This window comes from Candidatus Neomarinimicrobiota bacterium (assembly GCA_016784545.1).
Lineage (GTDB): Bacteria > Fidelibacterota > UBA8477 > UBA8477 > JABMPR01 > JABMPR01.
On record JADHUM010000048.1, the window covers coordinates 14529 to 36207 of the forward strand.

16 protein-coding genes are annotated in these 21679 nt (G+C 42.0%); 12 read left to right on the forward strand and 4 right to left on the reverse strand.

What is annotated here, in order from left to right:
* Positions 1 to 2: 2 nt before the first annotated feature.
* From ISR87_11320 to ISR87_11330, 3 genes are all read right to left on the reverse strand, one after another.
* Positions 3 to 998 (reverse strand): efflux RND transporter periplasmic adaptor subunit, encoded by a 996-nt coding sequence (locus tag ISR87_11320; GenBank protein MBL7026037.1) that lies wholly within the window; start codon positions 996 to 998, stop codon positions 3 to 5.
* A complete protein-coding gene (locus ISR87_11325) occupies positions 988 to 2187 on the reverse strand; it encodes a TolC family protein (GenBank protein MBL7026038.1) in 1200 nt (399 codons plus the stop codon). The genes ISR87_11320 and ISR87_11325 overlap by 11 nt, the downstream gene beginning before the upstream one ends.
* Before the next feature lie 62 nt (positions 2188 to 2249).
* Positions 2250 to 2630: a hypothetical protein gene (locus ISR87_11330; GenBank protein MBL7026039.1), complete on the reverse strand. Its 381-nt coding sequence runs from the start codon at positions 2628 to 2630 to the stop codon at positions 2250 to 2252.
* A 563-nt stretch (positions 2631 to 3193) separates the two neighbouring features.
* On the opposite strand from ISR87_11330, the gene ISR87_11335 reads away from it, so the two are divergent.
* The 9 genes from ISR87_11335 (at position 3194) to ISR87_11375 (ending at position 17224) form a co-directional block, all read left to right on the forward strand.
* Positions 3194 to 3676 (forward strand): hypothetical protein, encoded by a 483-nt coding sequence (locus ISR87_11335; protein ID MBL7026040.1) that lies wholly within the window; start codon positions 3194 to 3196, stop codon positions 3674 to 3676.
* Positions 3677 to 3748: 72 nt separating this feature from the next.
* Complete coding sequence (locus ISR87_11340) at positions 3749 to 4732, forward strand: hypothetical protein (protein ID MBL7026041.1); 984 nt, start codon at positions 3749 to 3751, stop codon at positions 4730 to 4732.
* A 224-nt stretch (positions 4733 to 4956) separates the two neighbouring features.
* Positions 4957 to 7377 (forward strand): TonB-dependent receptor, encoded by a 2421-nt coding sequence (locus tag ISR87_11345; protein ID MBL7026042.1) that lies wholly within the window; start codon positions 4957 to 4959, stop codon positions 7375 to 7377.
* On the forward strand, positions 7374 to 8501 hold the full coding sequence (locus ISR87_11350) for a serine hydrolase (GenBank protein ID MBL7026043.1): 1128 nt from the start codon (positions 7374 to 7376) through the stop codon (positions 8499 to 8501). The genes ISR87_11345 and ISR87_11350 overlap by 4 nt, the downstream gene beginning before the upstream one ends.
* 761 nt (positions 8502 to 9262) lie before the next feature.
* The gene (locus tag ISR87_11355) at positions 9263 to 9589 is read left to right on the forward strand and encodes a heavy-metal-associated domain-containing protein (protein ID MBL7026044.1); all 327 of its coding nucleotides are present in this window, start codon (positions 9263 to 9265) and stop codon (positions 9587 to 9589) included.
* Positions 9589 to 10449, forward strand: coding sequence for a hypothetical protein (locus ISR87_11360; protein MBL7026045.1), 861 nt, complete (start codon positions 9589 to 9591; stop codon positions 10447 to 10449). The genes ISR87_11355 and ISR87_11360 overlap by 1 nt, the downstream gene beginning before the upstream one ends.
* A gap of 510 nt (positions 10450 to 10959) precedes the next feature.
* The gene (locus tag ISR87_11365) at positions 10960 to 12246 is read left to right on the forward strand and encodes a Glu/Leu/Phe/Val dehydrogenase (GenBank protein ID MBL7026046.1); all 1287 of its coding nucleotides are present in this window, start codon (positions 10960 to 10962) and stop codon (positions 12244 to 12246) included.
* Between the two features lie 29 nt (positions 12247 to 12275).
* Positions 12276 to 14015, forward strand: a complete 1740-nt coding sequence (locus ISR87_11370) for a hypothetical protein (protein ID MBL7026047.1) — start codon at positions 12276 to 12278, stop codon at positions 14013 to 14015.
* 2 nt (positions 14016 to 14017) lie between these two features.
* Entirely contained in the window at positions 14018 to 17224 is a 3207-nt protein-coding gene (locus ISR87_11375; GenBank protein MBL7026048.1) for a nucleotidyltransferase domain-containing protein, read from the forward strand.
* Here ISR87_11375 and ISR87_11380 read toward each other — a convergent pair.
* Positions 17221 to 18066 carry a metallophosphoesterase gene (locus ISR87_11380; GenBank protein MBL7026049.1) on the reverse strand — a complete coding sequence of 282 codons (846 nt, stop codon included), beginning with the start codon at positions 18064 to 18066 and terminating at the stop codon, positions 17221 to 17223. The genes ISR87_11375 and ISR87_11380 overlap by 4 nt on opposite strands.
* Positions 18067 to 19048: 982 nt before the next feature.
* On the opposite strand from ISR87_11380, the gene ISR87_11385 reads away from it, so the two are divergent.
* The 3 genes from ISR87_11385 to ISR87_11395 form a co-directional block, all read left to right on the forward strand.
* Positions 19049 to 19879, forward strand: a complete 831-nt coding sequence (locus tag ISR87_11385) for a hypothetical protein (protein MBL7026050.1) — start codon at positions 19049 to 19051, stop codon at positions 19877 to 19879.
* Between the two features lie 6 nt (positions 19880 to 19885).
* Positions 19886 to 21295, forward strand: a complete 1410-nt coding sequence (locus ISR87_11390; protein MBL7026051.1) for a hypothetical protein — start codon at positions 19886 to 19888, stop codon at positions 21293 to 21295.
* A 97-nt stretch (positions 21296 to 21392) separates the two neighbouring features.
* Positions 21393 to 21679: hypothetical protein (locus ISR87_11395; GenBank protein ID MBL7026052.1), on the forward strand; the 287-nt coding region annotated here is incomplete at its 3' end.

Here is a 21679-nt window from a genome sequence, read left to right on the forward strand (position 1 = left end):
CCCTAATGCCCATGGCCAGCGTGACCGGACAGGGAGGAAGTCACCAATTCAGACTTCAGGAAGAATGACCCAGTGGATACAATCCGATCACCTATCTTCAGTCCGCTTTGGATGTCGATCAAACCCCCGCCTCGTTGACCCACCTCAACACTGACAACCTCAAACTCAGTATCAGACACTGGCATAAAGACAACATGCTCTGATTCATAGGTTTGAATACAACTTTCTGGAACAACCAGCACCTCTTCTCCATCATGATCGTAAGCCGCTTCAGCATAAACAAGTCTACCTGGGTTCCAGGTACCAGATGTATTTCTGAGAATACAGCGCACAATATTTGTCCGTGTGATAGAATCCATGACCGGTTTTATATATCGAATGGTCGTTTGGATTTGCTCATCGCCATCGATTGATTTTAGAGTAAGTACCTGACCTTTTTTGAGGAGTGGCATATCCTTTTCGAAGGCGTGTAGATCAACCCATACTGTACGAAGGTCTCCTATAATCATGAGTGGCTCTGACCCATCTGTAAATTCTCCAACAACTGCATGTTTCTCCAGAACTTCACCAGATTGAGCTGCGATTACGGGGTAAATGCTTAGCGTATTTGTATTGAAGATGAGAGCCAGGGTATCCCCTTCCAAAACTCTGTCACCAATATTTCCGCGAACATTTCGAACAATACCTGGGTACTTGGGATATTTATGGATCACCTGGTCTTCGTTTAAACGGATCTCGCCGTACAGCCTTCTGGTTCCTGGTATCTTACCAGTGACAACATCTATGAACGTGATGCCAGCCTTCTCAATCTCGGGAGCGGAAAGTTCAACCATTATTTCATCTTCATGCTCATCATGAGATTCGGATGGAACGCTATCAAGTGTAGTCTCTATGTGAACGGAATGGTCATCATGTTCCTCAATATCTCCCTTGCACTCCAGCAATAGAGTAGAAATGAGTATGAAAGAAAGGATGAGGTAATATTTATTAGAATTCATAGATCTTAATTCCCAGTGTTAGGCTTAATTCAAAAAGGAGTGAACCTTGCTCCATTTCAAGTGTCATGGCATTTTCTTGAAGATCAGTAAGGAGAGATTGTGCATCCAATACCTCCAGGTAGGGTCGTGCTCCCGCTCTATACTCTGTCTCAATTCGCTTATACAACTGGCTTGCCTCAGGGATGAGAGATGCCCTTAGACTTGACAACCGCTGTTCAGTGATTAGCCACCTGCTTATCCATCTTTCTCTGGCGATTTCAAGTTGGGAGGAGAGGTTATCAAGTTCATTCATGCCGGCACGCAGTTCATGTTCACGGAGTTTTACAGAAACCCTCCGCTTCGTAAACAAAGGTGACTCAATTGATATACCCATCATTGGGATGCGTTGATTGAGCTCAGGTAGAATCTTCATACCCGCTGAAATGGCATAGGAACTGACCAGGGGTGTTTCGGATGCTGCTTTCATCGCCTTCAAGGTGTTGATATGGGCTTGCTTTTCGCGGATTCTTGGAGATGCTGAGCGTTGCTCCCAGGCCTCTTCAATTACACGCTTTGTTGGTGGATCAGGCAGCACTGTGGGAAGAACCAATGGTGTAAGTGCAGTATCCAGATAGGTGCTCAGTTCCATGGTGAACCGCTCAGTGGATGTTTTGATCTGCGACAGGTCAGCTTCGAGTCGAGCAATCTCCAGTCGACTTCTTATGAGTTCCGATTCTGAGAGAGCACCTTCATCGAATTGATGATTTTGCCAGTCTAGTGTTTGCTCCATAAGAACAAGCCGCTCTTCAGCCAATGCGATACGTTTGTTCCAATGCACTGCTTCAAGGAAATACATGCTGATCTGATAGTGAATCTCATCTTGATAGGTACGAGTGTCATTTTCGATGAGCCCCACCTCTGCATCAATCAAGGATAGCCGATTTCTTCTTATGGATGGTGCTTCAAAGACCTGCTTTGCTGAGAATTCGATCTCGTCTTGTCCAAAATTTTCAAAGACAGATTCAAATTCAGTTGGGGCCAAGGCCTGAGATAGTTCTTTACTTAGATTCAAGCCAATTCGTTGGTGACCTAATGCCTGAAGACCACTATCTACTTCAAGTCTCCGTTGAAATGCATCCTGGAAACTGAGTTCCTGTTGCGAATAGACGATAGAAATAGCTATCGTGAATAAGATTATACGTTTGTACATCTTATCCCTCCTTATGTAGAGGGGTTAAATTTCTAGTTGATTAAGTGTATAGAGGATTGGTTCTAAATGAGCATAACAGTGGAAAGACTCAGCCGAGTATGAAAGAACAGGGGAGTACGGCAATCATGACCATTTTCCAAATGGATCAAATTATTCGGAGAAGAGTGAATTGCATTTGCTGGTTCACAAACATCCATCTGATCATACTTTGAGGCTAAGAGCAGCCCGCTCAGGTCATCATGACTGACATTCGTTTCTGTCTCTTCACAGGTTCCATGTGGGTGCCATTTCATATCTGTGTCCACAGCTGAGTGGGTTGTATCGCAAGGATGAGCTGATTCAGCATGGAGGTGCCAATCACCGAATGAGAGAAACATAAAAAGCAGCGGGAAAATGGTTTTCCTCAATATGGTTGTGTTTCTCGAAATGGATGCTGTCTGCATAAGGCTCATAGTTTAGTCGAACACTCAGGTGATGCAATTGTTTCTCACTATGGAGCTTGAATAGAATCCCTTTGACATTAATTCTTCTTCACTATTAGAGCCATGATGGAGGATAGGCACATCGATGCTGATATGTGAATTCTAGTGTACAGTCCACCAGGTGGTGATGACTTGGTGAGAATCACTGGAAGATCACCATTAATCTTCAATCTTAAATTCTAAATATCTAATAATGACGAGGTTGATTTCCATAACCAGTTAACTTCCTATTTGATCTTTTAGCGAATATTAAAAACAGATTTGATACGCCACTATATATTAACTTGTCTACATCAGTTGACTGATATTCGGAGGATTATTTTGCTTAATAAATACTTATCTCATGCGGTGTGTTTCTCCCTGGTAACCCCAGCTTATTCATTTAATCAGAATTCTGATTATTTTTATCCTCCTACTCTGGCAAAATTCCTTATTTCAGCGTCACATGGTCACAGACTGACAATAGTGACGGCTATGCCCTCGGCCTGCACCATCGTCATTCATCAGACATTATGAATTATAATATGAGAGCTGATATCACTGAATTCTCATTGTTTTTCGATAAGTTCCATCGGAATAACAGGATTCTTAAAGCTTTTCCAAAATTACTCACCTATCTTGGCCCATCACTTGAATTTTACACCATATTTTTTGATCAAAAAGTAGCTGGTAACGGATTAAATGCTTCTTTCTCGTTCTTCAGTATGTTTTCATTAGCTGCGAATTCTATGCATTATTACCCCATTGCTGATAAACTTTGGGTAGTTGGTGGAGTAAGGGTCAGTTTAGTCTCAGTGGGGTTAAGAATGGTGGATTTTACTGGAAGTGATGAGGAACCACTGGGGATTCTTCATCCACTTTCTGCCTTAAAAGTGACAACTAATGTTGGACTTCTGTATGAGGTATCAGAAAATATTTCAGCCAGGTTCGTCTACAAATTTCAATTTCTAAGACTTCAGGAGTGGGACCTATCCTTTCTGCCAGTGACAATGTCACAGTTGACCTGAAGTATAATTTCTAAGGAGTTTTCGAAAATAAAACCTGTACTCCCCATATTATTAGCGTTTCTCATTCTCCTAGTGGTTGCTTGCGAAGGTTTCATTGTAAAACCAGCTGAATCAAATGGGAATGTAGCTGATTTCGAATCTGCCTGGCAACGCGTAGATGAGTTTTATCCACTGCTTGAAGAGAAAGGTATTGATTGGGATTCAGTTTACCAAAAGTTCAGACCTGAAGCTGAGTTAGCAAGGGGTGACGAAATTTACCAGATACTCAATGATTTGCTTAAGGAACTTAAAGATCCGCATATCTATTTCCAGACAGATGGGGGTGGTTTGGTCTATCCATATAAATCATATAGAATGATGAGAGACAGACACACTTATAGCCCGGAGCTTATAAGAGGATATGTTGATGAAGAGCTCATTCTTGCAGGTCGTGAAAAAATGGAATACTGTATCTTACCTGGGAATATTGGATACATTTACCTCTCGACCTTCGATTATGACTATCTCATGGAAGATTTAGACGATGTGATGGATCATGTTAAAGACACAGGCGGTCTCATCATTGATGTCCGCAATAATGATGGTGGCGAGACGGACAATATGAGAATTATCACCAGCAGATTCATTGAATCACCTCTAGAATTTCTCCAGGGTTCACTGAGAGGGGGTGTTCCTTATGATGACCCTCCGCTTGAACCGGATTATTCCAAATACAGGTATACCAATGCAGTGGTCCTGCTAATTAATGGAGCTACTTTCAGCATGGGAGAACTCTTTTCAGAAGTTATGAAGCAGCTACCCAATGTTACACTTGTTGGAGACACTACGGCAGGGGGTGGGAATAGTGGGTTTGACGGGACTCTACTGAGTAAGGAATACTATCTCCCCAGTGGCAAATTGATTATTGTCCCGACAACCAGTACATCTAGATACGATGGCGTACCAATTGAATGGAATGGTATTCCACCTGACACCCGAATTACTCAAGATGATCAGGGAGCGCAACTTGGTATTGACAACCAGCTTGAACATGCCATGGAATTGTTAACACAATGAAAGAATTATTCGTGGAGTAAAAGCCTAAAGAGATTAACACGAACTCTTGGAGTGGTGGTTACCAGTTACAGGGCAATTCAACCCTTATTCGTATCATTTTTCCACTCAACGAAACACAACCGCGGATTTGATATATAAAACTAAATTTATCCAATCGATATACTCGACCTGAACCATAGCTTGGTGATCAGGATTGAAAATGCGTCAATGAAACACCACCTATCATGTATTTAAACTTAAATATATCTGTTGCTGTCGTTTTCCTAATCAGTGCCAATTTGACCGGGCATGTAGAAGCTCAAACACTTCAAGCCACCAATATCATACCGGAAAAGTTACCTGAACTGTTAACTCCAGTCCCTGGCTTCACATCTGGATCGATCCAGGGGATTGTAACTGATAGTAAAACTGGTGATCCCCTTCCAGGAGTGAATCTCATACTATCAGATACTTATTTGGGTGCAGTGACCAATCAGGCTGGTCGATTTGAGATCACTCAAGTTCAACCAGGTAGGCATAAAGTTGTGGCCACTATGATGGGTTATGAGCCTGCTCAAATCAGCGGAATCGTTTCAGATGGCGATTCATATATCGAGATAGAATTTGTGTTGGAGCAAAATGTTATTTCACTTGATGAGATCGTAGTCTCACCAGGACATTTCTCAATGCTTGAGAAAATCCCTAGCAGCAGACATAGCCTCTCAGCTGAAGAAATCCACAGTTTTCCACAATTGGGTGAAGATATATATCGAGCCATTTCTCGTTTACCAGGAATCTCCAGTAACGACATCGCAGCTGGTTTTTACATCCGGGGTGGCCAACAGAATGAAACCCTTGTCCTAATTGATGGCATGGAAATATTTAATCCATTCCACCTGAAGATACAGGATGGATTTTTGAGCTTTATTGATGTGGAAGCAATCCGTGGAATCGAAATGATGACCGGTGCTTTCCCGGCTGATTATGGTAACCGGCTTAGCGGAGTATTCAGTTTGAAAACCATCACGACTCAGCCCCATCGGAAGCGTACTTCTATAGCAATCAGCTTCCTGAACACCCGCTTTATTTCTGAAAACAGTTTCGCTCAAGGTCGAGGTCAATGGACACTTGTCGCTCGCAGGGGATACATTGATCTGTTGCTCCAGGGGATAGATCAAGATGTAGATGCTCCTGTTTACTATGACATTCTGGGTAAGCTTCATTATAGTCTCAATCCCAGGCATAGTTTGTCAGCACACATTCTTATGGCATTCGATCGATGGGATGGCGTTATTGATCCCCTTGAATTCAAGACTCGCAACGACAACAGCTATACCTGGCTGACACTATTAAGTCAATGGAATAGTGATCTGAAATCCAGAACATTGGTATCCAGCGGGGGCTACGGGGATAAACTATTCATGAATGCGACCAACACAGATGACAAAGATGAGAGGGATTCAGTTCTAAATGTTATGGATCAAAGAGTTCTCCATTTCTTTGGCCTGAAACAGGATTGGACCTTAAACGTTTCTGATAATCATCTTCTGAGGTGTGGGTATGATGCAAAGAACTATAGCTCGCATATCAACTACTATCACCGCGACTGGGTTATCAAGGGGCTTTTGGATACATATTTTACCAGTGGTTATAACATTGAATCCAGATATAGTCTGAGAAATGGAATTGAATTTAGCGGATATCTGGCAGATCGTTTTCGTCTTGGGGATCCGGTTGCTGTGGAAATTGGTCTGAGATATGATCAAAGCAACTGGACCAACGATAGTAACTGGAGTCCCCGGATCAATCTCGTTTATAATCTAGCTGGCAATTCGTCAATTCGCCTGGGCTGGGGGTATTATTATCAAACTCAAAGTCTTACACAAGGTCTTGGTCTATATGGTGATTCTGAGTTTTACCCCGCTGAAAGATCAGAACACCGGGTAATCGGTTTTGAACATGAATTATCAGGAGGCAACCTGCTAAGAGTAGAGGCATACCAGAAAGTACTAACTGGATTACGCCCTCATTATATTACCTGGGGAGAGAGTACCTTAAGACCCATTCCCATGGTAGATGAAGATCGTGTTCGCCTGGAACCAGAGGGTGGAGAAGCCCTTGGACTTGAGTTCTATTTGAGCCGTGAAAATGGCCATGCTTTTAACTACTGGTTTAGCTATACACTCTCAAAAACCCGTGAAAGAATCGAAGGTCATTGGATACCCCGCTTCAATGATCAACTGCATACTGTCTACTGTGATTTATCATGGACACCAAATGTCAAGTGGCGTTTCAATTTGGCCTGGCAATATCACACAGGCTGGCCATATACCTTACCCGAAGTGATTGATCTCCATTTATCTGGGAATGGCAGCTGGGATTGGCGATTAGGTCCCGGACCATTATATACCGAGAGGTTTCCGGCTTATAATCGAGCAGACCTGCGGATTAATCGTTCATTCCAAACTAAACATGGCCGATTAACAGGTTTTATCGAAATCAGGAATGTTTTGAACACTTATAACCCTCGAAAATATTTATATAATGGTGTCATAGTTTCAGAACCTGACGGCTCGGATGAACCCGAAATCTCCATCCAGCGCTATGAAACAAATAATTGGTTGGGTTTGCTGCCATCATTCGGAATTAAATGGGATCTATTGTGATTACCAGTCCCAAAAATATGTGTTTCAGAGCATCTGCTAAGACTTATACCCTCATTTTTTCAGGATTGATCCTTGCCGCATTTATCAGCTCATGCACTGAATCATTTGACGATCATCAATCCAACTACCCCTCCGCTGAAGTCCAGGGTTTAAACGGGAAGGCATTGGAATGGCTGGTGGATGATATTGATGCCGGCACCTATGGCCAGATCAAGAGTCTTGTTATCATGCGCAACAATCAGCTTGTCCTGGAGGAATATTTCAACGGCGCTTCCCAATCTGAGCAGCAGACAATGTATTCTGTGACAAAAAGCGTCTTATCAGCTCTGTTCGGGATAGCCCTCTCTCAAGGACAAATTGAATCACTGGATGAACCCATGTTGAACTACTTCAAGGAATACGATGATATCCAAAATATGAATGCGTGGAAAGAACAGATTACAATTAGACATTTGCTGGGGATGTCAGCAGGTTTTGAATGGAATGAATTGGATTTGCCTTACTCCGATAACGCTAATATTTACAACTTATGGAATCAAGCTGAAGATAAAATACAATTTGTCCTGGATCGACCCGTTATCGCCCAACCTGGAACAAAAACCAATTACAACACAGGTCTCAGCCAGTTGCTGTCAATAATTCTTACTAAATGCACGGGCCAGTCAGCCAGTGATTTTGCAGCTGAAAACTTATTCAATCATTTGGAAATTATGGAATGGTCCTGGTCAGCAATGAACGAATCTGTCAGCAATGGTGGATTTGGCCTTAGGCTCACAGCCTTAGACATGGCAAAATTCGGACAACTTTTCCTGGATCAGGGTTCTCTGGATTCACTTCAAGTGATTCCTACAGAATGGGTGAATATTTCAACTGATAGTTTGAGTGCAATGAATATCTGGACAAATTATGGTTACCACTGGTGGAGCTATTCAAACAGAATGGTGGTATCAGGTCTGCTAAATAAATCAGATATCTATTATGCTGCTGGTTTCGGTGGACAGATACTCTGGATTGATCCGTATTATGACATGGTAATGGCTGTGACGTCTCGCAACGGAGATGATTATAGTAGGTCCGAAGCGATTCTGTGGGATTACCTGTCTAATATTGTAGTTGATAAATAAATCAGCTGGTGTGGTAAGATTGAAAGCTCTGGATGATATCCCTGGCTTCTTTTTTCCCCTTATTGACCAGGTTCAAAAACCAAGGTTTATGAACCTGTAAAATCGCACTTTATTTATGAGACATCTTTTTGAGTAACATTCATGTACATCATCTGAGGTGTATATCCATTCGGAATCATTGCTTCCAATCAGGTTTGTTCGTTTTAGATTGATAATATGAAAAGGCTCCTTAATCTTAGTATCTCTCTGCTGGTCATATTCCAACCACTTGACTCAAGCATTCTGGATTGTGAGGATTGCCTGACTGAGTCATCACCTATGAGTGTAAATGGTCATTTTGATGGATATGAGGTCTCAGATTGTGAGGATTGTTGCTCCTTGGCAGAATACGATGCTTGCTGTACCCCTGATATTGTCAGTGCTCAATTATTCATATTTACGCGAGACTTCTCTTATCGCGGGCCAATGGGGTTTCTTCCTCCACATATTGATAAGGTTATAAACCAGACACAATTTTCCTTCTTCCAAGAGGATGCTTTACCTGATCCAGTTCATCGGATCCATCATGCTCATCCCTTAATCATTTAAAATCCAAACAATTTGTGGGACTTCATGCAGGGAGTTTGTACTCCTCTACAGGAAGTGTCTAAGGTCAAAGTCTCTCATCAGGGAAGGTTATGCTCGCGGGGGTAATAGTTTAGACCCATGGAGAGCCATATTATTGTGAGTTCAAAACTAAAAAAATATAGAAAGAAATTGAAATGAATAATTATAAGCTAATAGCGACCCTTGTTATTGCAGCTACCCTTCTAATGTCATGCGGTAGTAAACCTGAATCCGCACTCCCTGAAGATTGGGCAGGTCGTGGTGAAATTCGAGTATATGAAGTATTCGGAATGGATTGCCCTGGGTGCCATGGTGGGCTTGAGAAGCAGTTGAATGCACTTGAAGGTGTTGTAGAATCCAGGGCGGACTGGACCTCTCAGCAAGTAATGGTATTGGTTGAAGTGGGCGTTGAAGTGTCTGATGCAAATATTCATGAGGGTATGAAGCGGGCTAACTTCACCCCTGGGGAACGGTTGCAGTAATGTCAATCTTCAATAAAATGAAGCAACACTCCTTTAACTGGCTATTGTTAGGTATCCTAATTCTGGCAGGGGAGAGCTCAGCCGCAGGCATCAGTGTCGACGCAGGTTTAACCCCAGCTGAGAACAGGTGGATGATTCGCGTTCAGTCACGCCAGATGGGTGCCACATCCCAGCCATCGACTCCAACACGTCAAATGAAATTACAGGCCAACGTTTTTATGGCTGCCTATGGTCTCAGGCCAAATGTTACCATAATTGGAATGCAAGGTTGGTTGAATAAAGAGATGACCATGATGGGGGTTGTGAACAATAGCACTGGTCTCGCAGATTTCAATCTGCTTGTCAAGTATCTTATACATAGAACCAACACCAGATACCAAACACTTGGTATTGCTGCCACGGCAAAACTGACTTTGCCCACTGGCGAGGACGGTTTTTCTGATGACTATTGGTCATTTGCACCCGGGCTCTACTTGTCCTTAAGGAGAGGTACCTGGGCATTTGATGGAAGCACAACCTATAGGGTACAGGATATCCTTTTCCAACAGGTCGAAATGACCAGGGGATGGGAATACTCCCTGGATGGTGCGGTGGCGAGACAGCTTCCAGTAGGAGGATTAAAAAACATGGCGCTGGCACCGGTCTTGGAATTCAATTTTCTAGTAAATCGAAGGGATCGGCCTACTGCAGTCGAGATGGACGATGCAGAATCAGTGGTCTTTTTATCACCAGGATTTAAGTACACCTATAGTTCTATGATTCTTGAGTCACTCATCCAGGCACCGATTTGGCAAAAAATTCCTATTACCAGCTTGGAAAAGGATGTTCGTTGGCGTGTTGGATTGCGGTTCATGTTTTAAGAGATTGCTGGGGCTTTCCTTGTCTACAAATAGAACACCAAGGGACTTGTAGGAATATCTATGCTCAAAGCCACCATCCTAAGATCCAAAACATGGGCACTTTACATGCAAAAATGATAGTGGTTCATTAAATATGATGTGCAAATCATATGGATTGCACGGCAAATAGATCCATAAAGTAAATTTAGGTGATAATTGAAAGTGGCTGTGGATCAAGCTGTTAGAATGGTACTAGGGGCTCATCTGCATTCTACGAACGGCGATGAGTAAACCAGCCAATCTATGTCCTACGGACTGCGACTGTAAAAAAAATCTATAGTGTCGTATTTCTGCACAGACAGTATAAATGCCAATATATGCTAAAAATGGTTTAGTTACAGTAATACGTGAAAGTATATACAATTGGACTGAAATTTGCTAAATCAGAGTTGTTGATATTTGTGAGTTGATAAACCATACGTCGGAGACCCCATGCAACCTCTCCGGCAAAGAATATAAAGGCATATAATTATGAGCAGCCCCTCTTTTAACGCTTTTGGAATGGCTCAATCTCAGTTTGATAATATCGCTGAAATGCTCGATTTGGATCAGGCTTCCAGGGATTTACTCAGAACTCCTATGAGAGAATACCACTTCAACATCCCAATCCGCATGGATGATGGAAACATGAAGATATTCAGGGGCTTCCGCGTTCAGCACAATGATGCCCGTGGTCCAGGTAAGGGAGGTGTCCGATTTCATCCCATGGAGACCATTGACACGGTTAGAGCGCTTTCGATGTGGATGACATGGAAAACTGCTGCAGTGGATATCCCACTTGGTGGGAGTAAAGGTGGGGTCATCTGTGATCCACACAATTTGAGTTTGCATGAACAAGAGCAAATATGTCGTGGATGGGTACGGCAGATAGCTCGAAATCTTGGACCAGTTACGGATATTCCAGCACCAGATGTAATGACCAATGCTCAGCATATGTTGTGGATGCTGGATGAATATGAGACGATTTTCGGCGGTCGTTATCCTGGCTTTATTACCGGAAAACCTATAGGTGTTGGTGGATCTTTGGGACGTAAAGAAGCCACCGGGTATGGTGTGGTCATTACTTTACGTGAAATGCTCAAGGAAATGAATATCAGACCGATGGACACTACTGCCAGTATTCAAGGATTTGGCAATGTCTCTCAATATGCTATAGAATTGTACCATCAATTAGGTGGCAAGACGATTTGTGTCTCAAGCTGGGATCAAGAGGATCAAAAGTCATACTCCTTTAGGAAAAAAGATGGGATAGACCTTGAGGCACTACAAGGTATTACCAATTCTTTTGGTGGAATCGATAAGCAGAAAGCACAAGATATTGGTTACGAAGTTCTGGCAGGGGATGACTGGCTAAAACAGGATGTAGATATCTTAATTCCGGCTGCGATGGAGAATCAGATAACCAAAGACAACGTAGAGAGTATCAGTAATCAAGTAAAAATAATTGCTGAAGGTGCCAATGGTCCAACTGAACCCGGAGCCGATGTAATTATTAAGAACCGCGGCATTCAAATTATCCCTGACCTCATTGCTAATGCCGGTGGTGTGACTTGCAGCTACTTCGAACAGGTTCAGAATAATATGAACTATTATTGGCCGCGTGATGAGGTGTTGAGTAAGCTGGATGCAAAGATGACCACTTCCTATATTGCTGTAAGTAAGCTATCCAAAAATAAGAAATTATATATGCGAGATGCTGCCTATGTCATTGCAATTGGACGAGTCGTTCAGGCATCTAAAGATCGTGGGTGGATTTAAAGGGCGCCCTAAAAGGAAGGTGGTCCAAAATGACAGAATCGGGAAACGCACCTTTGGAGAATGAATTAGAAACATTTTCTCTTAAGCTTTTCTCTGATCAGAAGAAGCCATCTGTTATAGGTTCTGGAGCCCTGGGAGGTAAAGCACAGGGGCTGTTTGGAATTAGTAAACACCTTGCCAATTCCTTTGATGCAGGGCAATTCAAAGAGATTGAATTCAATATTCCGTCTTTGGCAGTCATCCTCTCAGATGTATTTGACAGTTTTATGCAGGAGAACCGAGTCAGCCCCGAAATGCTTTTGGAGCAACCAGATGATCGGATAGCTCATACTTTTCAAAACTTTGATCTTCCTTTTGGGATACTGGGTGACCTCAAGTCAATCATTGATCAAATTCATTACCCATTGGCAGTGCGGTCTTCGAGTATTCTTGAAGATGCGCTTGATGCGCCCTTTGCGGGTATCTATGCAACAAAAATGATCCCCAATAATGAAAGCGATACAGATGTTCGCTTTCGGAAGCTCACTGAGGCCATCAAGTTTGTCTACGCATCCACCTTCTTCAAGGCAGCCAAAGATTATCGCAAAGCAATTAGCAAAGACCTCCTTGATGAAAAGATGGCAGTGATTATACAAGAGGTCGTGGGTAAGCCCCATTTTGATAGATATTATCCGGATATTTCTGGTGTGGCCAGATCCTTTAATTATTATCCTCCCAGCCATTCAAAACCGGAAGATGGTATTGTCAATCTTGCCCTGGGTCTAGGCAAGACTATTGTGGATGGAGATCCATCCTGGTGGTTTACACCAAAGTCACCCAGAGCAAATCCTCCATTTCTGGATGTGAGCGAATGGCTTAAGCAAACTCAGAATAAGTTCTGGAGTGTGAATTTAGGTTCTCCTCCTGCGTACAATCCCATCAGTGAATCTGAGTACTTGATCCAATGTGGATTGAGAGAGGCTGAATATGATGATACGCTAAAATCTGTTGCATCTACCTATGACCCACGAAATGATCGGATCAATGTAGGACTGGGCGAGATTGGTCCGCGAATGGTCACTTTTGCTCCAATCCTTGTTTACAATCAATTCCCGCTAAATGATTTGTTAAAAAACATAGTGGAAATCTGCGTAGACGCTTTGAATTCACCAGTGGAAATTGAATTTGCCATAACCCTTAACCCAACACGGTTTGGATTACTTCAGGTCAGACCCTTATTAGCACTAGCTGATGAAATAGACATTCAGGATGATGAATTTACAGGTAAAGATATCCTGCTCGCCTCAGAACGGGTTCTGGGAAATGGTGAAAATAGTAATATTGAGCATATTGTGTTTGTGAAGCCCCAAACCTTTGACGCAAAGCACACGCCTCAGATCGCCCGTGAGATAGAAGCGGTTAATGTCACAGCCATTGAGAACGGAATAGACTATCTTTTAATAGGTTTTGGCCGCTGGGGTAGTTCAGATCCCTGGTTGGGAACTCCAGTAACCTGGGGACAAATATCTCAGGCCAAAATAATTGTTGAATCAACTTTACCTGAGATGGATAAAGAGTTTAGCCAAGGGTCTCACTTTTTCCACAATATCACCAGTTTTGGGGTAAGTTATTTCTCTCTCAGACATTCTGATGATCATGGTCTTGATTGGGAATGGTTAGATAAACAAGCATGCGTATCTGAGACTGATTATATTAAGCATGTTAAGCTGGTTAAACCCTTAACAGTCAAGGTGGATGGTCGTAGTGGCCGGGGTATAATAATAAAATGAATATGAAGAAGAAAAGTCGCTCAGCATTATTACTCCAAGAGTTAAGGGAGCGTGAAAAAGAACTGCGTTGCATCTATGAGATAGATGAAATTCTTAACCAGCAAGACTCCAGCATAGATGAATTATTGAACCAAATTGTCCATATTATTCCCAGTGGATGGCAATATCCTGATATTTGTCAGGCTAGAATTACATTTGAAGATCAAGAGTATTGCAGTAGAAAGTGTGTTGAGTCTAACTGGGGACTTCAAGCTGATATCATTATCCAAGACGAAAAAGTCGGCTCCGTTGATATTAGTTATATCGAAGAGCGTCCCAACGAGGTTCAAGGCCCTTTCCTAAAAGAAGAACAGGATTTAATTCATTCAATAGCACGACACATTAAAATTGCTCTACAGCATCGTTTATTAAAGAACCTGTTCGATAGAAAAGGTGATGTTGAGAAGCACGATGATGAATGGGTTACCATACTTGAACTCCTCAGGAATACGGATTCACCCTTATTAGAACGTCTATCTAGAAAAATGACTAACTTTCTCTTCCTTGGGGGTAGTGAAGAGGCCAAAGAGCTGTTAGAACATTTCAGTCCGACCTATAAAGAAGATGACACTGGTCTTGTAGAAAATCTGAATCAGCCCAGGAAAAGGGTCCAGGTACAGGATCTTCTCCCCATAAGTGAAAGAGTATTTCAGATAGCTGTTGACACACTTGGAAAAAACAACGCACTTCAAGCTATCCAAAAATGGATAAGGGAAGAAAAATCCTCATTTCTGGTAAATGTTCTGGGAGATTCTAAAAGCAGTTTAAATGATATCTCAGATGCCATAGGACGGTACCATCATCTAGATCCCAGTGGTACTGAGCTGTCCCTTCCTCGCCAGAAGGCTTTTCAAGTATCATTAGTCAGAAGACTGCTTTCTGATCAAACCCATTTCATCAACGTGGCGAAGAACTATTTCAATGTAAACGATTTTTATGAGCTTTTGAATCGTGTAATAACCCCTGCAAAAGGCAGTGGGAAACTCGGTGGTAAAAGCGCTGGCGTTGCTTTGGCTGATAAAATATTAAAGGCCTCTCCTAAGTATAAAGATCTATTAGAAAATATTAAGACACCCAAAACCTGGTATATTACATCTGATGGGAGTAGAAGTTTCCTAGTATACAACAACCTGGAAGAAGTATTTGACCAGAAGTATAAAGAGATTGCCCAGATTCAGTTTGAATACCCCCACGTGATTCAGGTGTTTAAGAATTCACATCTCCCTCCTGAGATTGTCAGGGGTTTAGCTTTAGCCCTGGATGATTTTGGCGATAGTCCTCTCATCGTCAGAAGTTCCAGTTTGTTAGAGGATGGGCTTGGTGCTGCCTTTGCCGGAAAATATCGTAGCGTGTTTATTGCAAATCAAGGCACTAAGCAGGAGCGGTTAATCGCTTTGATCGATGCTATCGCAGAAGTTTATGCTTCAATGTTTGGACCCGATCCAATAAAATATCGTGCTGAGAGAAACTTGCTTGATTTCCATGAAGAGATGGGAATTATGATTCAGGAGGTTGTTGGTAAAAAAGTAGGCCAGTATTACTTCCCAGCTTACGCGGGAGTTGCATTGAGTAAAAATGACTTTCTATGGTCTCCCCGAATTAAACCGGAGGATGGATTGATTCGTCTTGTGCCAGGATTAGGAACCGGAGCTGTCGATCGAGTAGGGGACGATTATCCTGCATTGATAGCGCCTGGGCAACCGAAATTATCCGTTAATGCTACTCTTGATGAGCAAATTAGATATTCCCCTAAAGCCATAGATGTCATCAATCTAACAACCAATTCATTCGAAACGATTGAACTGCGTAAGATGATGAGTGAGATCGCATCGGAATATCCGAATATTACCGAAGTAATGTCCATTCTGGACAACGATAGATTCAGAAAGATCATGCCCTTACTTGATAACCTTGAAGAATCAAATTTGGTCGTTACTTTTGATGTGCTCAAGAAACAGACTCACTTTATTGAGCAGATGCATGCTATTCTTACTGTTCTAGAAGAAATATTGGGAGTGCCAGTTGATATTGAGTTCGCCTCTGACGGTGATGATCTGTACTTGTTGCAATGTCGACCTCAAAGCTATGGTGAAGAGTATGAGCCCATAGATATACCTGCAGGTATCCCTAAAGACAAAATTCTATTCTCAGCTAATCGTTACGTCTCAAACGGTCTGGTTAAAGGCATTACCCATGTTGTCTATGTTGATCCAGAAAGCTATAGTAAGCTTGGATCAAGAGAGGAATTGCTTAATGTTGGACGAGCTATAGGAAAGTTAAATCAACTACTGCCGCGTAGATGCTTTATTCTCATGGGACCTGGACGCTGGGGTAGTCGTGGTGATATCAGGTTGGGTGTTAATGTTACCTACTCTGATATTTGTAATACAGCTATGCTCATTGAAGTCGCCCGCAAACAAGGAAGTTATGTTCCAGATCTTTCGTTTGGGACGCACTTCTTTCAAGATCTGGTTGAGGCTTCCATTCGGTATTTGCCCTTATACCCAGATGAACATGGAAATGTCTTTAACGATAATTTCTTTTCAGGATCAAGCAATATTCTTAAGCAGCTACTGCCGGAATACGCTTCCCTCGCTGATACTATAAAAGTCATTGATGTAAATAACTCCTTTAGTGGTCAAGAATTGTCCGTTTTTATGAATTCAAGCCAAAACAGAGCGGAAGCTCATATTACTGAGCCAGATCAAAGCAATAATGTACCAGTTCGAAGGAAGAAATCCACCTATACCAATATTGACGCTTTCAATCATTGGAAATGGCGTATGGATATAGTCAAGAAAATAGCCGGTTATCTGGATCCAATCAGATTTGGCGTAAAAGCCTTTTACGTATTCGGAAGTGTGAAAAATTCCACGGCAGGTCCTGAGAGCGATATTGATATTTTGATACATTTTCAAGGAACTGACCAACAGAAGTCCGATTTTTTATTATGGCTAAAAGCATGGAGTTTAGGAATTTCAGAAATGAATTTCCTATGCTCTGGCGTGAAAGCGGGTACGCTTTTGGATATTCATCTGGTAACAGATAAGGATATAGAAAACCGAAGTAGTTTTGCTGCGAAGATAAATGCTGTAAGTGATGCAGCCCTGCCATTGGAGATGGGACATCTTGTGGGGAATGGAACTGATACACAAACAATTCGAGCTTAAAGAAGTAATCGCTCAGCGAGCTCAGGGTGGTCTAAGTCAAACTTGATAACAGCTAGTTCTGGACCTTCATAGGCTGCACTGAACGCATAAGTTTCACCAATCTTTTCCTGCCACTGGCCTGTAATTCGTGCTGATTCATGGATATGGCCATGAAGCGTAATCTTTGGTTGCTTTTGTTCTATAAAACGTTTTATAGCTATACTACCTACATGAACATCCAGTGGGGCATGATCAACCATTTGACCATCTAGAGCTGCCCGATCAAGGTTTGTTTTGTATGGGGGTGAGTGGAAGAGGCAAACTATTTTGGCCATATCTTCAAATTCAAAAAGCCGCACTAAATCTTTCTGGATCGTCTCATAGCGTAGAATATCAGGGTCAGTCTGTGTAGTATGCATTCCTTCTTCGGGAGAAATACACCCTGGATCCACAAATCGAGACACATCATAGCGTTCCCAGTCCTTCAGCTGAAATGGAGTTGGGGGTACATAGGAATAGCCAACAATGGAGTGATTTGAACAAATCACTTTCTTATAATGGATATATTCCCAGAGCGTATCAAGTCCAGCAGTTATCAAATCTGTTTCCAAAGCTTTGGGATCATCATTCCCCATAATAAGCATGACTTTTGGATATTGCTCCTTAAGAGAATTCTTCAGGCTTTGGAATTTTGGTTGGAGGTAATCCTTGATGAAATCAGGATACTGAGCAGATGAAAACATGGCATGGGGAAATATATCACCACCCAGGAGAACTACCTTTGGTTTCTCTGATTCTATAGCTTGAAATAATTTATCATACCAAGAGATTCGGCCATGCAGGTCAGATACGAAAAAGGCTATTGTCCTCAATGAATTCTTCACGTTGTTCCTTTGGTTGAGCGACTGCAATACGCATGGAAAAGTCGATTTGGGAATGAAGTTAAATTAGTGATCATCGAATCATATTAATATATCAAAGCGCACAAAATTGTGATGCTGCTTCAGCCAGATTAGCCGTGTGAGTCTGGATGGTTTTTGATGGCCAGACACTCGCTCTTTCAGAGCGAACTCGTGTACCCAGGGCTCTCCTACGCACATTGTGCTTCGGCGAACATCCCTAATATTGTTGTAGTAATAATGGTTTGATTGGCTTGCTGACCGAAGCTCCTCCATAGAGGAGCGCAGGTTGAGCCCGCATGCCGTAGCTCGAAGAGCGTAGGCATGTACCCGGGGCCGGAATCGAACCGGCACGCCTGTTTAGGGCGAGGGATTTTAAGTCCTGAATAAGTCAATGATAGCCAGCGGGTTACGGTGATTGTGTCAAAATATTTGAGAAGATATTCGTTTATAAGGTAACTTTTGAATGTGGAAATTTGGGGACCTGCTGGGGAAGGTTTTTCTGAACCCCCTTATAAAGCTTATAGAGTAAAGCTCAAAATGATAGCGCTTTGGATATCAGGTCCGAAGTACCCCAAATTCACTCAATTACAGTAGTTTGATAGTTTCCACAAATTAGCCCACGGATTATGATTGCAACGCTAGACCCCATCAAATACCAATAAATTGTCAATATACCGTAAACTGAGAATTACCATATCAAAAAATCAGGAAGTTCGGACATCCATTATCAAACTCACGAAGTCTTAAATGTATATCTATTGCGTGATCCATAACGATGAATATATTTCAAGCACTTATAGACACAAAGGTTGGGGGAATTTTAATAGTAATTAGATCTATCCATTAAATGTTTAATGATGTGATGCTTAATACTATTTTTGTAAGTCATTAAATTGAAAGGATGAAGAACCCTACGATTACTCAAATTGATGGAGAATGAACCGTGGATGTTGAAAAGACCGATGATCTTCAAATAGAAGAATTAGTTGAACTAAAACCTGAATCACCCCCCCAAAAAAGCAACACCATAAAAGTTGGGAAAAGAACAGCATTTGTTTATACAGGGGCTGCGATTCTAATTGTTGTTGTTGGTATGCGAACCTTGCTTCAAATGGCCGACGAAGGGTTCGGCTTGGTAGAATATATTACCATCGGAGCTCTCATGGTTGAATTTTCGGTTTTGCTCCTCTATGCTGTAACGATATACTCTGTCAGCAAGGACGATGCACGAAAGGAAGGATTTGCTGTCCAGAGTCAAGATATGCCAGCAGTTGCCATACAATTACAAATGTTATCTCAGTCTGTCACCACCGAAATTAAACAGATGCAGGCACAAAATGATCGACTTCATGCACTTTATGATAAAGATATTACTGCCTTGTCTGAGGGATTGTCTGATCTAACACAACAATTCAAAAATGCCTTAGGTCAAATCGCCGGTCAACAAAACTCCAGCCATGGTCAAACTGAGATTCTTATCCAGACAATTTCTGAATTCAAACAGGGATTTGCAAAATCCAATGATGAACAATCATCCAATCAATCGGTTGAGAAATTCCTAGCTCAGTTGGTTGAGAATGAAGTAAAAACCAATCTATTAAACGAGAAATTGTTAGAACAATTAGCTAAGAATGAGCATCAAATGGGTCAGTATAATGAACAAATATTGAATCTAGCTACCGGCATTAAAGAAGTAGTGGAAGAGCAAGTCACATTGCGTATTCGCCAGGAAATTCAACATATCCTTTCAGCTCCTTTTGTAAAGCGGAGTTGATCGTAGATGAAAAGAAAAGGCGTTGAGGTCTATTTTGTTATCTACCTCGCAACAATAATCAGTTTTTTTGCCATCGAGGGGGAGGTAAAGAACTATAAAGAGCGGCAAAAGGATATAATTGAAGTTATTTCCCGGGAGAAGATTGAGCAGCTGGTAAATATAGACCGGGTTGAGCCAGTTAATGATATTGACAGTTTGACTCTCAATGTAAAACTGATTGGCTATTATAATCCAGAAACACTAGAGGGAGTCGTAAGATTCGATCCAGTGCTATTGGATGATTCGGTTTTTTATGAGAGCCACACCTTCCCCTTAATCTTAATGACGTCCGGAAACGTCGGTTGGTATTCAGCCCGCATCCCCAAGGCTGTATTTGGAGAATTTGGAGCAATCCCATATAATGTGACAGCAGAGATAAAAGTTTCTCCAGCCTTTAACGAAAAAGTACGGCAGCGATGGCTAGCAGATTATAAGGATGAAAAAGTTGTTAAAAAACTCATCGAGACTATTGATCGGGTTGGCCACATTAGTTTGGTGAAATCATTGCCAAACGCAATTGTCCCCAGTGGTGGGGGTAATCTATCCCCATTTACGCTCCAATCGGCCAAGGCGCAATATTCTGCCCTGGTAGGTCTGGATTGGGAGGTACAGATTTTTGTAGGTGGTGTGAATTCCAGGGATGATTTTCATATTGAAATTGTTGAAGGTGCAACACTGGTCCAGAATGAGACTATTGCGGTGCCCGAAATGAAAATATCTGGTCAGGCAAAAAATAATGGCCGAATTGTGGTGATTGGGACGAGAGCATCAGATAATGAACAGGACACTGTAGCTTTCGATATTAAGGTTCGACCGCCAATTTGGGTGAAAACACCTACATCTCGAGAAGTCTATGTCGGCGAGCAATACACCTTTGATGGTAGTTTGTTGGATATCCCCTTAGAGAATATGCAGGTCAAAATAACAGGAACCGGGGTGAATGATCAAGAAAGGCTTGTGCCTGGAGCTAGAGCAATGATGCCGACCTTCGAGAAAGAGGGTGAGCTATTATTTCAAGTGATGGTCAATAGCGTGGAGATTCCTGGAATGAACCACGCTGTAATTATCAAAACACCACCTCCACCTGAAATTAAACTGTTATCCAGGGAACCATCTGGTAGCAATAATCTGATTTTTGAATTAATCACATATGGTCAGATTAATGAGGTAATCAGCTTTCAACAGCGTGGTGGAATTATCAGGAACCAACAATTAGCCGATCCAGATATTCGGGGCAATAAGAAGTATTACCGCTGGCTCGTTGAGCTTGAAAAACCATTCAAAGAAAATGAGACCTTCCAAGAAATCAGTTTTAAAGTATGGGACAAATATGAACAATTTTCCGAGCACCGTAAACAGTACCAGTATAATTTTTAACCGATCGAGACATATTATCTTTCGATTATTGATTGTTATGATTTGGGTATTCCCGATATTCATCTATCCCCAAGAATATACCGAGCTATATGAAACCATGGATGATTGGATCTATGACAAAGATGAGGATATTTTTCTGGAACCGGGTCAATTTGTAGAGTGGGCAGTCATTGATCGCGAACAAAGTAGATACTTCCTAAAAAAATACCTTGATGTTTTGACTGATATGGATCCCATGGCCAATTTGCAGATTCAGGAAACCGATGAGATGCGGGTAAAGGCCGTAAAAAAAGAGAATGGGGGAACTGCTCTTTATGGTGTGAATGCCATCAGCAGAGTTGGTGCTCTGAACGAGCTCAGCAAATCCGTTCTGGTTAATATGAG

Excerpts from the sequence above, each read along its gene's own strand:
- ISR87_11320 (MBL7026037.1), bottom strand. The coding sequence starts at position 998 with ATGAATTCTAATAAATATTACCTCATCCTTTCTTTCATACTCATTTCT.
- ISR87_11325 (MBL7026038.1), bottom strand. The coding sequence starts at position 2,187 with ATGTACAAACGTATAATCTTATTCACGATAGCTATTTCTATCGTCTAT.
- ISR87_11330 (MBL7026039.1), bottom strand. The coding sequence starts at position 2,630 with ATGCAGACAGCATCCATTTCGAGAAACACAACCATATTGAGGAAAACC.
- ISR87_11335 (MBL7026040.1), top strand. The coding sequence starts at position 3,194 with ATGAGAGCTGATATCACTGAATTCTCATTGTTTTTCGATAAGTTCCAT.
- ISR87_11345 (MBL7026042.1), top strand. The coding sequence starts at position 4,957 with ATGTATTTAAACTTAAATATATCTGTTGCTGTCGTTTTCCTAATCAGT.
- ISR87_11355 (MBL7026044.1), top strand. The coding sequence starts at position 9,263 with ATGAATAATTATAAGCTAATAGCGACCCTTGTTATTGCAGCTACCCTT.
- ISR87_11360 (MBL7026045.1), top strand. The coding sequence starts at position 9,589 with ATGTCAATCTTCAATAAAATGAAGCAACACTCCTTTAACTGGCTATTG.
- ISR87_11365 (MBL7026046.1), top strand. The coding sequence starts at position 10,960 with ATGAGCAGCCCCTCTTTTAACGCTTTTGGAATGGCTCAATCTCAGTTT.
- ISR87_11370 (MBL7026047.1), top strand. The coding sequence starts at position 12,276 with ATGACAGAATCGGGAAACGCACCTTTGGAGAATGAATTAGAAACATTT.
- ISR87_11375 (MBL7026048.1), top strand. The coding sequence starts at position 14,018 with ATGAAGAAGAAAAGTCGCTCAGCATTATTACTCCAAGAGTTAAGGGAG.
- ISR87_11390 (MBL7026051.1), top strand. The coding sequence starts at position 19,886 with ATGAAAAGAAAAGGCGTTGAGGTCTATTTTGTTATCTACCTCGCAACA.